Annotated in this window: 18 protein-coding genes; 6 read left to right on the forward strand and 12 right to left on the reverse strand. The window is 65.8% G+C overall.

What is annotated here, in order from left to right; translation table 11 throughout:
* Positions 1–13 precede the first annotated feature (13 nt).
* Positions 14–1,087 (forward strand): tartrate dehydrogenase, encoded by a 1,074-nt coding sequence (locus AS156_RS21525; RefSeq protein ID WP_066508442.1) that lies wholly within the window; start codon positions 14–16, stop codon positions 1,085–1,087.
* A gap of 235 nt (positions 1,088–1,322) precedes the next feature.
* Here the strand turns inward: AS156_RS21525 and AS156_RS21530 are convergent, their stop codons facing one another.
* The 6 genes from AS156_RS21530 to AS156_RS21555 form a co-directional block, all read right to left on the reverse strand.
* A complete protein-coding gene (locus tag AS156_RS21530; protein ID WP_066508443.1) occupies positions 1,323–1,823 on the reverse strand; it encodes a DUF2852 domain-containing protein in 501 nt (166 codons plus the stop codon).
* 119 nt (positions 1,824–1,942) lie between these two features.
* The gene (locus AS156_RS21535) at positions 1,943–2,644 is read right to left on the reverse strand and encodes a TetR/AcrR family transcriptional regulator (RefSeq protein ID WP_066508445.1); all 702 of its coding nucleotides are present in this window, start codon (positions 2,642–2,644) and stop codon (positions 1,943–1,945) included.
* A 148-nt stretch (positions 2,645–2,792) separates the two neighbouring features.
* Entirely contained in the window at positions 2,793–3,155 is a 363-nt protein-coding gene (locus AS156_RS21540; RefSeq protein WP_066508447.1) for a YciI family protein, read from the reverse strand.
* Between the two features lie 60 nt (positions 3,156–3,215).
* Positions 3,216–3,641, reverse strand: a complete 426-nt coding sequence (locus AS156_RS21545; protein WP_066508449.1) for a YciI family protein — start codon at positions 3,639–3,641, stop codon at positions 3,216–3,218.
* A 168-nt stretch (positions 3,642–3,809) separates the two neighbouring features.
* Positions 3,810–4,181, reverse strand: a complete 372-nt coding sequence (locus AS156_RS21550; protein WP_066508451.1) for a nuclear transport factor 2 family protein — start codon at positions 4,179–4,181, stop codon at positions 3,810–3,812.
* Between the two features lie 134 nt (positions 4,182–4,315).
* Complete coding sequence (locus tag AS156_RS21555; protein ID WP_066508459.1) at positions 4,316–4,966, reverse strand: glutathione S-transferase family protein; 651 nt, start codon at positions 4,964–4,966, stop codon at positions 4,316–4,318.
* Between the two features lie 241 nt (positions 4,967–5,207).
* On the opposite strand from AS156_RS21555, the gene AS156_RS21560 reads away from it, so the two are divergent.
* The gene (locus AS156_RS21560; protein ID WP_066508609.1) at positions 5,208–5,996 is read left to right on the forward strand and encodes an SDR family NAD(P)-dependent oxidoreductase; all 789 of its coding nucleotides are present in this window, start codon (positions 5,208–5,210) and stop codon (positions 5,994–5,996) included.
* Between the two features lie 7 nt (positions 5,997–6,003).
* Here AS156_RS21560 and AS156_RS21565 read toward each other — a convergent pair whose 3' ends face one another.
* Positions 6,004–6,774, reverse strand: coding sequence for a helix-turn-helix transcriptional regulator (locus AS156_RS21565; protein WP_066508461.1), 771 nt, complete (start codon positions 6,772–6,774; stop codon positions 6,004–6,006).
* Between the two features lie 105 nt (positions 6,775–6,879).
* Between AS156_RS21565 and AS156_RS21570 the strand changes: the two genes are divergently transcribed.
* A complete protein-coding gene (locus AS156_RS21570; RefSeq protein WP_066508463.1) occupies positions 6,880–7,959 on the forward strand; it encodes an alcohol dehydrogenase catalytic domain-containing protein in 1,080 nt (359 codons plus the stop codon).
* On the opposite strand, the gene AS156_RS21575 is transcribed toward AS156_RS21570, so the two are convergent.
* Together AS156_RS21575 and cobS are read right to left on the reverse strand one after the other, a co-directional pair.
* Positions 7,949–8,527: a histidine phosphatase family protein gene (locus tag AS156_RS21575; protein ID WP_066508465.1), complete on the reverse strand. Its 579-nt coding sequence runs from the start codon at positions 8,525–8,527 to the stop codon at positions 7,949–7,951. The genes AS156_RS21570 and AS156_RS21575 overlap by 11 nt on opposite strands.
* A gap of 5 nt (positions 8,528–8,532) precedes the next feature.
* The gene (cobS, locus tag AS156_RS21580; protein WP_066508466.1) at positions 8,533–9,285 is read right to left on the reverse strand and encodes an adenosylcobinamide-GDP ribazoletransferase; all 753 of its coding nucleotides are present in this window, start codon (positions 9,283–9,285) and stop codon (positions 8,533–8,535) included.
* Between the two features lie 154 nt (positions 9,286–9,439).
* Between cobS and cobT the strand changes: the two genes are divergently transcribed.
* The 3 genes from cobT to AS156_RS21595 all read left to right on the forward strand — a co-directional run bounded on the left by cobT (position 9,440) and on the right by AS156_RS21595 (position 11,514).
* On the forward strand, positions 9,440–10,453 hold the full coding sequence (gene cobT / locus AS156_RS21585) for a nicotinate-nucleotide--dimethylbenzimidazole phosphoribosyltransferase (protein ID WP_066508467.1): 1,014 nt from the start codon (positions 9,440–9,442) through the stop codon (positions 10,451–10,453).
* Positions 10,454–10,679: 226 nt separating this feature from the next.
* Entirely contained in the window at positions 10,680–10,973 is a 294-nt protein-coding gene (locus AS156_RS21590; protein WP_066508472.1) for a hypothetical protein, read from the forward strand.
* Positions 10,974–11,088: 115 nt separating this feature from the next.
* Positions 11,089–11,514: a hypothetical protein gene (locus AS156_RS21595; RefSeq protein ID WP_066508611.1), complete on the forward strand. Its 426-nt coding sequence runs from the start codon at positions 11,089–11,091 to the stop codon at positions 11,512–11,514.
* 183 nt (positions 11,515–11,697) lie between these two features.
* On the opposite strand, the gene AS156_RS21600 is transcribed toward AS156_RS21595, so the two are convergent.
* From AS156_RS21600 to AS156_RS21610, 3 genes are read right to left on the reverse strand one after another with little or no spacing between them, the layout of a single operon-like run.
* On the reverse strand, positions 11,698–12,108 hold the full coding sequence (locus tag AS156_RS21600) for a VOC family protein (protein WP_066508473.1): 411 nt from the start codon (positions 12,106–12,108) through the stop codon (positions 11,698–11,700).
* A gap of 19 nt (positions 12,109–12,127) precedes the next feature.
* Complete coding sequence (locus tag AS156_RS21605; protein ID WP_066508475.1) at positions 12,128–12,664, reverse strand: SRPBCC family protein; 537 nt, start codon at positions 12,662–12,664, stop codon at positions 12,128–12,130.
* 33 nt (positions 12,665–12,697) lie between these two features.
* Positions 12,698–13,108, reverse strand: coding sequence for a DoxX family protein (locus tag AS156_RS21610; protein ID WP_066508477.1), 411 nt, complete (start codon positions 13,106–13,108; stop codon positions 12,698–12,700).
* Between the last annotated feature and the right edge of the window lie 104 nt (positions 13,109–13,212).

Raw genomic sequence — 13,212 nt, forward strand, 5'->3', positions numbered from 1 at the left:
TCAGGAGATTTTCATGCGCACCCATTCCATCGCTGCCATTCCCGCCGACGGCATCGGCCCCGAAGTGATTTCCGCGGGCGTCCGCGTGCTCGAGGCACTCGCAAAACGCTCCGGCGACATCAGCTTCAACGTCAAGACGTTCGACTGGGGCTCCGACTATTACAAGAAGCACGGCGTGATGATGCCCGCCGACGGCCTTGCCGAACTGAAGAAGTTCGACGCGATCTATTTCGGCGCGGTCGGCGCGCCCGACGTGCCCGATCACATCACGCTGTGGGGCCTGCGGCTGCCGATCTGCCAGGGTTTCGACCAGTACGCCAATGTGCGGCCGACCAAGATCTTGCCCGGCGTCGCCTCACCGCTGCGCAATGTCGGCGTCGGCGATCTCGACTGGGTGATCGTGCGCGAGAACTCCGAGGGCGAGTATGCCGGCATGGGCGGCCGCGCGCACAGGGGCCTGCCGGAAGAGGTCGGCACCGAAGTGGCTGTGTTCACCCGCGTCGGCGTGACGCGGATCATGCGCTATGCGTTCCAGCTCGCGCAGTCGCGGCCGCGCAAGCTGCTCACAGTGGTGACGAAGTCGAACGCGCAGCGTCACGGCATGGTGATGTGGGACGAGATCGCAGCCGAGGTGGCCAGGGATTTCCCCGACGTGACCTGGGACAAGATGCTGGTCGACGCCATGACGGTGCGCATGACACTGCAACCAAAGAGCCTCGACACCATCGTTGCGACCAATCTGCACGCCGACATCCTGTCCGACCTCGCCGGCGCGCTGGCCGGCAGCCTCGGCGTGGCGCCGACCGGCAACATCGATCCGCAGCGCCGCTTCCCCTCGATGTTCGAGCCGATCCACGGCTCAGCCTTCGACATCACCGGCAAGGGCATCGCCAACCCGGTGGCAACCTTCTGGACCGGGGCGCAGATGCTGGAGCATCTCGGCGAGAAGGACGCCGCCGTGCGGTTGATGGCGGCAGTGGAGAAAGTGTGCGCGGCGGGTGTGCTGACGCCAGATGTCGGCGGCAAGGCCACCACGAAGGACGTGACGGATGCGGTGATCGACGCGATTCATGGATCGAATGTGTAGGGGAGTTCTACTCCCTCTGCGTGGTCGCGAGACTCTCTCCTTCGCCTCTCCCGCTTGCGGGAGAGGGAGCCTGAGCTGCGTGCTCACCTCACCTGAAGTGCATCGCGTGCACTGACCGCATCACATCATTATCCCCCCAAACGCAAACCGCCCGTCTGCTTTCGCAAACGGGCGGCTCGTGGCCATTCAGGTGCTATGGGGGCACATCGCCTGAAGGCTTAGTCGTTCCGAAAGATCAGCCCTGCGGCGGCTGGGACGGCTGGTCGTTCGGCGGAGTCGGCTGGGTCCGGTGCTGCGCCATGAAGGCGTCGAACTCCTGCTTGTCCTTGGCGTGACGCAGACGCTCGAGGAAGTTCTTGAACTCGACCTGCTCTTCCTCGAGCCGGCGCAGCGTCTCGGCGCGATACTCGTCGAAGGCGCGGTTGCCGCTGGAGGGCGGACCGAAGCCGCCGAACGGGAAGCCGCGGCGCTCCATGCGGTTCTTCATCCGCTCCATCTTGTACTGCATGCGCTCCATCTTGTTCGCCCAACGATCCTGGTCGTAGTGACTCCAGCAAGCCATTTTTCTGCTCCCGAGTGTGAAGAAGAGGAGGGCGAGACCGATCGGCCACCAGATCATGAAGCCGAGGATGATCCCGGCGATCTTCAGGGGATGCCACGGCGCCCAGTACATGTGCGGGCGGTACGGATCTTCGACGGGACCGCGCCAGCGATCAGCATCTGCGGTGTAGGCCATTTCACGCTCCATCACGGCATCACGCCGTTGTGAATGTAAATAACATTTACATACCTAGCCCATCCCTTCGGAAAGTCAAGCGGAGCGGTTGACGCACCCCTGCAATTATTTTTGGAATTTTATTTCGCCTTGCCCCAGGGACCGGCGGCTTTTTGCTCGGCCGCCGCGGCCTCGGCCCTGCGCTCGGTGGGGAAGCCGAGGCCACGCAGATAGATCAGCACCTCGGCTTCAAGCAGCTCTTCCGGCGACATCGGCAGCTTGCGCCGCGCGGCATCGCCGCGGCCGAACAACGAGGCGACGCCATGCGACATCGACCAGATGTGGAGCGCCATCATCATCGCCGGCGGACGCGGCATGCCCGGCGGCGCCAGCGCCGCAAGCCGCTCGGCGGCAGCGCGGATGATCGCGAACGCACGCTCGCTCGCAGCCATGAGCGTTGGATTGGCGTCGGGAGGCAGCCCGGATTCGAACATCGCCGAGTAGAACGCGGGCTCGTTGCGGGCGAACGCCAGATAGGCCTTGCCGACGCGCTCGAACGCGGTGACGGTGTCGGGCCGGCCATCGTCCCAGGCCGCGGTCAGCAGCGCCTCGAACTGCTCGAAGCCGCGCTGCGCGATGCTGGCGATCAGTTCGTCACGGTCGCGGAAATGCCGGTACGGCGCGGCCGGGCTGACACCGGCCATACGCGCGGCATCGGCGAAGGTGAAGCCGGCCGGCCCCTTCTTCGAGATCAGGTCGAGCGCGGCCTGCAGCAACGCCTCTTTGAGATTGCCGTGATGATAGCCGCGCTCGCTGCGGCCTTGGTCCTTGGTCCAGCTCATGTGAATAACTTTTACATGAGCCGGTCGGAAAGGTCACTAGCGGGGGAACGGGCCGTCATCAAGATTAACGGACGGCGCTCTCGCGGGGCTGCCGTTCATCGCAGATGGCTGTCACAGGAGAAGCTCCTCTCCCCCTCCCGCCTGCGGCTTAGCGGCCCGGGATCGGCAGCACTGGCATGATCTCGACGGCCTCGCCGGGGAAGATCGCGAAATGCGGATGGTTCTCGAACAATTTTGCGGCGGCCTCGTGCGAGGCGGCGCGCACCACGGTAAAGCCGGTCATCGTGTTGGTGATGTCGGCGCCTCCGTTGGCATCGACCTTCTTGGTCTTGCCGAGCGGGCCGCCCATCTCGACGATAACGTCGTGATGCTTCTCGACCCAGGCGCCCCAGGCGGCCATGCCCTGCTGCTCCTTGGCGCGCCGCTCGGCCTCCGGCATCTTGTTCCAGGCCTCCATGCGCGCGCCATTCTTGCTGCCGAGATAGACGGCGAGGAACGTGTTGGTGCTCATGTCTTGCTCCGTTGCGCTGGTGGGTTGACGACGGTCTTGGGTTGACGATGGTTTGAAGGATTAGCGCAGGGCCTTGCCCCAGCCTCCTTGCGGATGCTCGAAGCTGGCGGCGGCCTGCTGAACCTCTTCGGAGAAATCCGCCATCTCCTGCACCTGGCGGATCTCGATGATCTCGTTGCCGGAGGCCGGGCATTGCTTGGCCCATTCGATCGCCTCGGCGCGCGAGGCGACCTCGATCATCCAGAAGCCGCCGAGCACTTCCTTGGACTCGGCGAACGGACCGTCGGTGACGACGGGCTTGCCGCTCGCGAACGTGACGCGCGCACCGGCAGCCGGCGGATGCAGGCCTTCGAGCGTGATCAGCACGCCCGCGTCCTTCAGCGCCTGATTGTATCGCATCATCGCGGCGACGCGCTCGGGGTCGAGGTCGAGCTCGGCCGGCGCGCTCTCATAGCCGAGCGGGATCATCAGCATCATGAAACGCATTGAATGGCACCTTTCGGTTTGCAGCCGCTCCGGGGCGACGTGTTGCGTCGCGCCCGAGAACCGGCTCTCGCATGTAAGACGGCCGGTGTTCTGCACAACCGACACGCGGTGGGAAATTATTTCGCACGTCATTGACGGAGCCCGCTTGATCCACATTGCACGAAGCTCTCAGCGGTCCTGCCTGACGAGTGAGCCGTCCTGGTGCGACGGGCCGAAATAGACGTCGACGCGCGTCACCTTGTCGCCGTCGAACACGAAGAACTCGGTGTTGCGGAAGCTCTTGCCGTCTTTGGCGATGCAGCGATAGGTGACGAAGGCCTCGCCGCCTTCGACCATGATCCGCTCGATCTCGTGGCGGCCGATCCAGTCGCTGTCGCGCCAGCACTCGGCGAAATATCTCGGCTTGTCGATGTTCTCGCCATAGGGCGTGTTGAAGCGGAAGTCGTCGGCAAACGCCGCTTCCACCGTCTTGCGGTCATTGGCGAGATAGGCGGCGAAGATCGCGCGGATGATCTCCGCTCTGTTGCCAGCTGCAGCCATGTCGTCTCCATCAGCCCGGGCGCGCGCGATCCGGCCGGAAAAATCCGCCGGATCGCACGCCTCGACTGGAAGACGAATGGAACCGGCCGGACAAGACATCCGGGCCGGATTTATTTTCGGAGGCAGTCGGGAGCTCAGGCCTCGGGGAACATGCCGAAATAGGGCTCGGCCTCCTTGAGGACGCGCGCAAAGGAGGGCCGCGCCTTGAGCCGCTCCAGATAGGCATTCAGGTGCGGCAGTCTGTCGCCGATCGGCTCGACCTTGTTGCCGTAGAACAGCGACGGCGCGGCCGAGCAATCGGCCAGGCTGAAGGTGTCGCCCATCATCCAGCCGCCCCGCGCGACCTGCTGCTCCATGATCGCGTAGGAGGTGCGAAGCTGCGCCCGCGCTTCCGCGACGCCATGCGGGTCCTTCCTGTCCGCCGGGCGGAGCCGGTCGCCGACGATCTTCTGCGTCTGCAGATGGACGTAAAGGTCGATGAAGCGGTCGCGCAGCCGGGTGTTGCGCGCGAGATCGGGATCCTCCGGTATCAACCTGACGCGGCCGGGATAATGCCGGTCGAGATATTCGATGATGATGCTGGATTCGGGTACCACCTCTCCCCTCACCTCGTCGCTGAGCACCGGGAAGCGGCCGATCGGTGAGATCCGCAGCAGCGCCGCGCGCTGGTCGGGATCGGCGAGATTGACGAGGTTCGCCGTGAACGGCGCGCCGTTCTCGTAAAGCGCGACCAGCGCCTTCCAGCAGAACGAGGACAACGGGTGGTAATGCAGTGTAAGCGACATCGGAGCTCCTTCAGGTCATCAGCCACAGGACGAACTAAAGGCCGCCGTGCCGACATCTCGTGCGGCGATTATTTTTGTGGGATCGACATGGCATCCTCGATGTCGTGTGCTCTCCCACCCAGCGCCGAAAGGCGCCCGCTGACTTAGAAGCAACGTCGCCCGGTTGACACCGCGCAATAAAGGCCGCAGACGCTCCCTTGATCGCGAGCAGACGCCGCTCGACTGAACAATGGATCGCATCATGACCTCGTCTGTGCCCAAAGTCGCACTCGTCACCGGCGCCGCGCGCGGCATTGGGCTCGCTGCGGCGAAACGCTTTCTCGCCGACGGCTGGCGCGTTGCGCTGCTCGACATCGAGGGTGCGTTGTTGGAGAACGCGGTCGCTGCGCTGAAGAAGCCCGAGGACACGCTGGCGCTGACCTGCGACGTCGCCGATGCCGAGGGCGTCGCGGCGGCGATCGCTTCGATCAATCGCCGCTTCGGACGGCTTGATGCGCTGGTGAACAACGCGGGCGTCGCCGTGTTCGCGCCGGTGCTGGAGACTTCGGACGCCGACTGGAACAGGATCATGGCCGTCAACCTCACCGGCCCGTTCCTGTGCACCAAGGCGGCCGCACCCGTCATGCGCGAGCATGGCGGCGGCGCGATCGTCAACATCACCTCGATTTCCGCGGTGCGCGCCTCGACGCTGCGCTCGGCCTACGGCACCAGCAAGGCGGGTCTCGCGCATCTCACCAAGCAACTCGCCGTCGAGCTCGCCTCGCTCGGCATCCGCGTCAACGGCGTGGCGCCGGGCCCGGTCGAGACTGCGATGGCCAAGGCCGTGCACACGCCGGAGATCCGCGCCGATTATCACGACGCGATTCCGCTCAATCGATACGGGCTGGAAGAGGAGCTGGCGGAAGCGATCTTCTTCCTCTGCTCGGATCGCGCGAGCTACATCACCGGGCAGATCCTCGCCGTCGACGGCGGCTTCGATGCCGCCGGCATCGGCCTGCCGACGCTGCGCGGCCAGCGGCGGAACGGGTAAGCCTTTCTCAGCGCCGTGTGTAGAGGGCGAGCTTGAGCGCCGGATCGTCGTTGGCCTGGAAACTCGCGTATTCGTAGCGCACGACGCCAAGTGTCGGGTGACGCAGGTGCTTCGTTCCGGATACCGGCGCACCGACCCCGTGCTCGAACCACCACGCGTCGAACTCCCGACAGCTCGCGCGAACCCGGTCCACAAGGGCGGCGAAGGCCATGTCGCCGGGCCAAAGGTCATGCGCCGCACGGAACAGCGAAACAATGCGCCGCGCCTCCTCCGCCCAGGTCTTGCCGAACACACGTCTGGCGGCCGGATCAGTGAGCATCCAGTGCAGGATGTTGCGATCCTCGGGCGCGAGTTGGCCGAAGTCCCCGAAGAGCGCCGCAGCGGCATCGTTCCAGGTCAAGACGTCAAATCGCTGCCCGGTGAGGTAAGCAGGCTCCGATAGGCTGGCAACTATGCGACGCAGCGCATCGGGTGTGTTCTCGCGCCGGAACGGCTGTCGTCCACCTGACACGGCAAGCGAGCGGAGGTGCGCCAACTCCACCCGATCAAGCCGCAGAGCACGACCGAGTGCTTCCACCGTCTCGGCCGAGGGAGAGACGGCACGGCCCTGCTCCAGCTTGACATACCACTCGGCGCTGATGCCGGCACGCTGTGCCACTTCCTCGCGCTTGAGGCCGGGCGTGCGACGCCGCTGCCGGGTCGCATCGCTGACCTTGTCCGGGTTCAGTCGCGTGCGACGTGAACGCAGGAAGTCCCCGAATGGGCGGTTGCCTGCCATGCCATCCTCCTGAAGGTGGTATCGCTGAAGACTAGTATCGTACCGGTTCTTCCTGCAAATCCGGCGGGCTCTATCTTTGGGCTTCATTGTCCAGGGAGTTTGCACATGAAGGCTGCCGTCCTACACAATTTCGGAGTGCCGCTGAGCCTCGAGCAGGTGACAGATCCGGTGATCGGTACAGGCGAGGTGCTGGTGGACGTCGTCGCCGCACCGGTGCTGTCCTACACGGACGAGGTGCTCAGCGGCGCGCGGCGCTACCTGTTGCCTACGCCGGTGGTGCCGGGCGCCGGCGCTATCGGCCGGGTGCGCGCGGTCGGCCCGGACGCCACTCGGCTGCAGCCCGGCGATTGGGTGTTTTGCGATCCCACGGTGCGGTCGCGCGACGGCGCGACCACGCCCGACATCACCCTGCAGGCCGCGAGCGCTCGAGGGGAAGGCGGGCAGAAGCTCCAGCGCTACTTCCGCGATGGCACGTTTGCCGAGAAGGTCCGCGTGCCGACGGAAAATGCCGCCCCTATCGGCACGATCGCCCCCGCTGAAGCTGGGCGGTGGTGCGCCGTCGGCACTTTGCTGATCGCCTATGGTGGCTTGCTCGCGATGGATTTTCGGCCCGGCGAAACGCTGCTGGTGAGTGCAGCCACCGGCAACTTCGGCTCGGCGACCGTGGCGTTGGCGATGGCGATGGGCGCACGCTGCGTGGTGGCGCCTGGTCGCAACGGCACCGTGCTGGACGATCTGCGCCGGCGCTTCGGTGAGCGCCTGGTGCCGGTGCAACTGACGAGCAATGCGGCGGCGGACACGCGGGCGATGCAGGAGGCAGCACCGGGGCCGATCGATGCGGTGATGGACTTCCTGCCGCCCTCCGTGGGCGCGGCCGTGGCACGGGCAGCGATCATGACCCTGCGGCAAGGCGGGCGGGCCGTGCTGACGGGTGGCGTGGGCATGCTGGGCGGGGAGGACCTGTCGCTGCCCTATCCGTGGATCATGCGCAACCTCATTACGGTGCGCGGACAGTGGATGTATGACACGGCCGCCATACCGGGCCTGGTGGGCCTGGTTCGCAGCGGGTTGCTGGACCTCGGCCATTGGGCCGTGACGGCGTTTCCGCTGACCGGAGCCAACGACGCCGTCGCGCACGCGGCGGCCAACGCCGGGCCGTTCAAGCTGACGGTGCTCAAGCCGTAGCCTGAGGCCCGTTCACCGCGACCACGCGCCAAGCATTGTCCAGCCGGTCGATGCGCGTCAGCGACAGAGGGTCGATGACGAAGCGCAGCGCGCGCTCCGGCGCGAGCTCGAGTGCGATCGCAAGGATGGCGCGGATGGTGCCGGAATGCACGACCAGCACCGCATCGCCTGCAGGCAGGCGCGCAAGCCCTGCCCGTGCGCGCGCAATCTGATCGGCAAAGCTTTCACCGCCGGGTGGCCGGTTGTTGCCTGGCGCGTTCCAGAATGCGCGGTAGGCCACGCCGAGTTCGGCCTCGAGCTCGCTGTGGCGCCGCCCGGTCCAATCTCCGAAATCCTGCTCGCGGAAGGCGTCGTCCTCGATCGCATCAAGGCCGAGCCGCACGGCAGTCTCGCGGGTGCGCCGCGCCGGGCTGCAGACAGCAAAGGCTGAGGCCGGCAGCCTTGCCTGCAGCGCGGCGAATGTCGCGGCATCGCCGAGATCGGCCGGTGCATCGGGCGCGTGGATCACGCCGCGCGGGCCATCGACCGGTGCGTGGCGGATCAGCCAAAGATGCGTTTCGCGCTCCACTGTGCTCACCCGAGCCGCGCCGCGAGCAGCACCAGGATCGCGGTCTCCGCGACCTGCTCGGCGCCTCCGAGCACGTCGCCGGTCTGGCCGCCGATGTGCCGCTTTGCCAGCAGCGCCACGATACATGCACCGGCTCCGGCCACGATCGCCGCCAGCAGCGCATCGGAGAAGCGCAATGACAGAAATGCGATCGCGAGCGCGATGCCCGCCGCCACCGCGGCAACCGCGCCGTCGGCCCGGCCGGCATTGGCCGCGAGCCCATCCTTGCGCGCGTAAGGCAGGCTGATCGACATCCAGGGCAACACGCCGCGGCCGAGCGCATGCGCGGCGATCAGGCTCTGTACGACCGCACTGTCGGGGATTGCCGCCACCGCCGCGATCTTGGCGGCAAAGCTCACCAGCAACGCCAGCGCGCCATAGGTGCCCAGCCGGCTGTCGCGCATGATCTCGAGCTTGGCCGCGGTATCGCGGCCACCGCCGAAACCATCAGCGACGTCAGCCAGCCCATCCTCATGCAGCGCGCCGGTCAGCAACGCACCGCCGCCAAGCGCGAGCGCCGCCGCAGCCAGATCCGGCACGCCGATCACGCGCAGAAACAGGCAGGCGAGCCCGATGGCGGCCCCGATGAAGGCACCGACCAAGGGAAACATCCGTTGCGCCCGCGCAAAACTGTCCGGCCGTGCGCCATCCGGATGCGGCATCGGCAGGCGGGTCAGGAAGCTGACGGCAATCCTGAGATCGTCGAGCCATTGATTCATGGTAGCGGCCTGCAAATTGAACTAAAGCGCGCTGAAATCAGGTTGGATCATCATCGCGCTCTGGCTTCTTGTTTGAGCATGATCTGTTCGGAAAATCGCTTCACACTTTTCCGGATCATGCTTTAGCTTGCGGCCCGCTCGACGAGGGAATCGCATGCAGTTCAATACTCTAGACGACATCCGCGGCTTTTGTCGCGACCTGCCCGCGGGCGATGAGGCAAGCGCCGAAGCGGCTGCGCAGCGCCAGCAGAGCCTGACCAAGCCGCCGGGAAGCCTCGGGCGCCTGGAGGAACTCGCGATCTGGCTGGCGGGCTGGCAAGGGCGCGAGATGCCCCGGCTCGACCGCATCACCATCGCCGTGTTCGCCGGCAATCACGGCATCGCAGAGCGCGGCGTCTCCGCCTATCCGTCCGAGGTGACCGCACAGATGGTGGCGAATTTCGCCGCGGGCGGGGCTGCGATCAACCAGATCGCCAGGCTTGCTGGCGCCGAGCTGCGCGTCGAGCCGATCGAGCTCAACCGGCCGACGCGCGATTTCACCACCGGGCCGGCGATGGACACGGCCGATTTCCTGGTCGCGCTCGACACCGGCTGGCGCGCGGTGCCCGAGGCAGCCGACCTGCTCGTGGTCGGCGAGATGGGGATCGCCAACACAACGGTGGCCGCGACGCTCTGCGCGGCGTTGATGGGCGGGCGCGGCGTGCGCTGGGCCGGCCGCGGCACCGGCGTCGACGATGCCGGGCTCGTGCGCAAGCGCACCACGATCGATGCCGCGCTCAAGTTCCATCGCGGCCTGCTCGACGATCCGCTCGGCGTCGCAGCGGCGCTCGGCGGACGCGAACTCGCGGCAATCGCGGGCGCCGTGCTGGCGGCGCGGGCCAGGCGCATTCCGGTGCTCCTCGACGGCTTCGTGGCGACCGCTGCGGTGCTGCCGCTGGCGCGGCTGGCACCCGATATCCTCGCGCATTGCCGCGCCGGGCATGCCTCGGCAGAGCTTGGACACCGCGAATTGTTGCGCGAGCTTGACCTCGCGCCATTGCTCGATCTCGATATGCGGCTCGGCGAGGCCTCCGGGGCCGCCGTCGCGATCCTGCTGCTGCGCGCCGCCCTCGCCTGTCACGGCGGCATGGCGACCTTTGCCGAGGCGGGCGTCTCCGGCGCGGACTGAGCGGTCTCGCAGCTCCGGTTCCGGAACTTGGGGCACGCGGCGCGGCTGACGACGGTATTGCCGGGCGAGGCAGATGATCAAGAAGCCGGTGCATACATGCCGCATTCGCACACAATCTTCGCGTGTGCAGCATGACCTTTGCGTTTCAGCAGCCTAACCTTCGCATTGTGCGCCGCCAGTCAGGCGCCGCACCGATGCTGGAACAGGTACCGGGGAGAATCACATCATGTCGGGAGTTCTCATCAATCTGATCATTCAAGTCATCAGCGGAGCCATCGGTGGCAATGTCGCCGCAGGGGCGGCCAAGAACGTCGATCTTGGCACGCTCGGAAACACCATCGCAGGCGCCATCGGCGGCGGTGCCGGGGGACAGCTGCTCGGCACGCTGATCCCGCTGCTCGCCAACTCCGGCGCGACGCCTGATATCGGCAGCATCATCGGACAGGTCGCCGGCGGTGGCGTTGCCGGTGCAGTGCTCACCGCGATCGTCGGTGCGCTCAAGAACCGGTCGGCGGCCTGATCGATTCGGGGACGGAGACGGAGTGTCGGTCTTGATGATGCCCCGATCCGCGCGCATGTCTGCGGGCAACGGATGCGGCGCGGTGCCGATTGCACCGGCAGTGTGGATTGCCCTGATGAAGAAGACGCTTCTCGCGGCGGCCGGGCTCTGCGCGATGGTTTCGTCCGCGGAGGCAGAGGTGCGCATCCTCGCCAGCCCCGGCGGCCAGGTCGGTCCGTTCATCGAATTGTTCGACAAGGTGCGTGAGTCCGGCGAGCGCGTGGTGATCGACGGCCCGTGCCTGTCGGCCTGCACGCTGGTGCTCTCGATGGTGCCGAGCGACCGTATCTGCGTGACGCGACGCGCGGTGCTCGGCTTCCATGCCGCGCGTTCGATCGACCGGCGCGGCCGGACCTATGCGGAGCCGGAAGCATCCGAGGCCGTGCTGGAGGCGTATCCGGAGCCGGTGCGCGGCTGGATCATCCGCCGCGGCGGACTGAGCTCGCGACTGCTCCTGCTGCGCGGCCGCGAGCTCGCCGCGATCTATCCGCGGTGCCGGTAGGCTACGTGGATCTCGTAGGGTGAGTTAGCCGACGGGTCCGCGGAAAGCGCGGCCCGATGACAGGCTCCGCGTAATCCATCACCGTCGCCGCACAGGTACTTGTGCAGATGAGAGACCGACGATGGGTTACGCCTTCGGCTAACTCACCCTAGGATTCTACGATTCTGATCTTGAATCCTCGGCCTACATCTGGGCCGGGCAGTTCACCATCCAGGGGATGCCGAACTGGTCGACGCACATGCCGAAGCCGTTCGAGAAGAAGGTCTTGCCGAACGGCATGGTGACGGCGCCGCCTTCGGCGAGCGCCGTAAACCGGCGTTCGGCCTCGGCGGGGTCTTCGACCTGCAACGCGACATGAAACCCCTGCGGCTTCTGAAAATGGCCGGGAGGCGCATCCGACGCCATGATGATCTCGCCGTCGATCGTGACCCGGGCGTGCATGATCTTGTCTTTCCAGCCGGGCGGCGTCTGCATCTCCGCATTGCCTTCCCCGTAGGGGAATGATTCCTCGATCCGCGCGTCCAGCACCTTCTGGTAAAATTTCAGCGCGGCATCGCAATTGCCGTCGAACGACAGATAGGGATTGACCTGCATCGGTTGCTCCTTGGCGTTGTTATTTTTCGGCCAGTGTCTTCAGATTGGCGAGGCCGACCTCGAAATCCTTGCCGATCATGTGATCCAGGTTCATGAACACCTGCATCAGCTTCGACATGAAGGCGGCCGGACCATACATGGTCCATGTGACGTTGGTCGCATCGCCCTGCGGCAGCATTGTGAACTCGGCGGTGTTGTGAGCCTCGAACGGAGTGAGGAAGTCGAGCTTGATGACGATCTTCGACGGCATCTCGGCGTCCAGGATCTCCATCCGGCCGGAGCCGACATTCTTGTTGCCGTCCCACGCATAGACCGCGCCCTTGCCGCTCGCCGAGCCGTCATAGCTGCGCTTCATCGCGGAATCCCTGGTCTCGTAGGGCGACCACGTCGTCCACTTGTGAAAGTCGCTGATCATCGGGAAGACGCGTTCCGCCGGCGCCTTGATGCCGATCGCGCGCGTGACGCGGAACGTGTCCGGCTTGATCGCCGCCAGAATGAGGACGACTGCGATCGCGATCGCCAGAATGACGGCGATAATGGCAATGATCTCGAGCATGACAATCTCCGGAAGGATGAATGAACGAACAGATCAGCGGCGAAACGGAAACAACCTGCGCAGATTGGCATCGCGCAGATACAGCCCGCCCCAGACCATCAGGCCGAGATAGAGCCCGAACAGCGTGTGCGTGAACAGCGGGCTGCCGATCCGCACATGCGAGGCGATCGCGCCGCCGAGATAGCCGGTGAGCAGGATCGCGCCGAGGATCGAGGTCGGCGGCACCGAATAAAGCAGCGTGCAGACGATGGTGATGATACCGAGGCTGCGTGCAAGCTGTTCGCTCGCACCGTAACCCATCCGGTCCATCGTCTCGGTGACGACCGTCCACGGCACCAGCTTGATCGCGCCGTCGAACAGCAGGAAGACGATGACAAGGCCGCTCATGATGCGACCGGTGATGCGCGCTGGGTTTGAGACTGCGGTCTCGGCATTCGTCGGCATGGTTGGCTCCGCAAGGCTTGGTGATGCTCTGCCATCATGACGAACGGGCGAGTGCGTGGCCGACAACCTCGACGCGATTTTTTTGGAGGTTCGTCATGGCCGGG

This window comes from Bradyrhizobium macuxiense, assembly GCF_001542415.1.
Classification (GTDB): Bacteria; Pseudomonadota; Alphaproteobacteria; order Rhizobiales; family Xanthobacteraceae; genus Bradyrhizobium; species Bradyrhizobium macuxiense.

Bases quoted from the DNA above. Each gene is read 5' to 3' on its own strand.
- cobS (WP_066508466.1), bottom strand. From the start codon at position 9,285: ATGAATCAATGGCTCGACGATCTCAGGATTGCCGTCAGCTTCCTGACC.
- AS156_RS21565 (WP_066508461.1), bottom strand. From the start codon at position 6,774: ATGGCAGGCAACCGCCCATTCGGGGACTTCCTGCGTTCACGTCGCACG.
- AS156_RS21560 (WP_066508609.1), top strand. From the start codon at position 5,208: ATGACCTCGTCTGTGCCCAAAGTCGCACTCGTCACCGGCGCCGCGCGC.
- AS156_RS21550 (WP_066508451.1), bottom strand. From the start codon at position 4,181: ATGGCTGCAGCTGGCAACAGAGCGGAGATCATCCGCGCGATCTTCGCC.
- AS156_RS21545 (WP_066508449.1), bottom strand. From the start codon at position 3,641: ATGCGTTTCATGATGCTGATGATCCCGCTCGGCTATGAGAGCGCGCCG.
- AS156_RS21570 (WP_066508463.1), top strand. From the start codon at position 6,880: ATGAAGGCTGCCGTCCTACACAATTTCGGAGTGCCGCTGAGCCTCGAG.
- AS156_RS21540 (WP_066508447.1), bottom strand. From the start codon at position 3,155: ATGAGCACCAACACGTTCCTCGCCGTCTATCTCGGCAGCAAGAATGGC.
- AS156_RS21600 (WP_066508473.1), bottom strand. From the start codon at position 12,108: ATGCAGGTCAATCCCTATCTGTCGTTCGACGGCAATTGCGATGCCGCG.
- AS156_RS21530 (WP_066508443.1), bottom strand. From the start codon at position 1,823: ATGGCCTACACCGCAGATGCTGATCGCTGGCGCGGTCCCGTCGAAGAT.
- AS156_RS21595 (WP_066508611.1), top strand. From the start codon at position 11,089: ATGAAGAAGACGCTTCTCGCGGCGGCCGGGCTCTGCGCGATGGTTTCG.
- AS156_RS21590 (WP_066508472.1), top strand. From the start codon at position 10,680: ATGTCGGGAGTTCTCATCAATCTGATCATTCAAGTCATCAGCGGAGCC.
- AS156_RS21610 (WP_066508477.1), bottom strand. From the start codon at position 13,108: ATGCCGACGAATGCCGAGACCGCAGTCTCAAACCCAGCGCGCATCACC.
- AS156_RS21605 (WP_066508475.1), bottom strand. From the start codon at position 12,664: ATGCTCGAGATCATTGCCATTATCGCCGTCATTCTGGCGATCGCGATC.
- AS156_RS21555 (WP_066508459.1), bottom strand. From the start codon at position 4,966: ATGTCGCTTACACTGCATTACCACCCGTTGTCCTCGTTCTGCTGGAAG.
- AS156_RS21525 (WP_066508442.1), top strand. From the start codon at position 14: ATGCGCACCCATTCCATCGCTGCCATTCCCGCCGACGGCATCGGCCCC.
- cobT (WP_066508467.1), top strand. From the start codon at position 9,440: ATGCAGTTCAATACTCTAGACGACATCCGCGGCTTTTGTCGCGACCTG.
- AS156_RS21535 (WP_066508445.1), bottom strand. From the start codon at position 2,644: ATGAGCTGGACCAAGGACCAAGGCCGCAGCGAGCGCGGCTATCATCAC.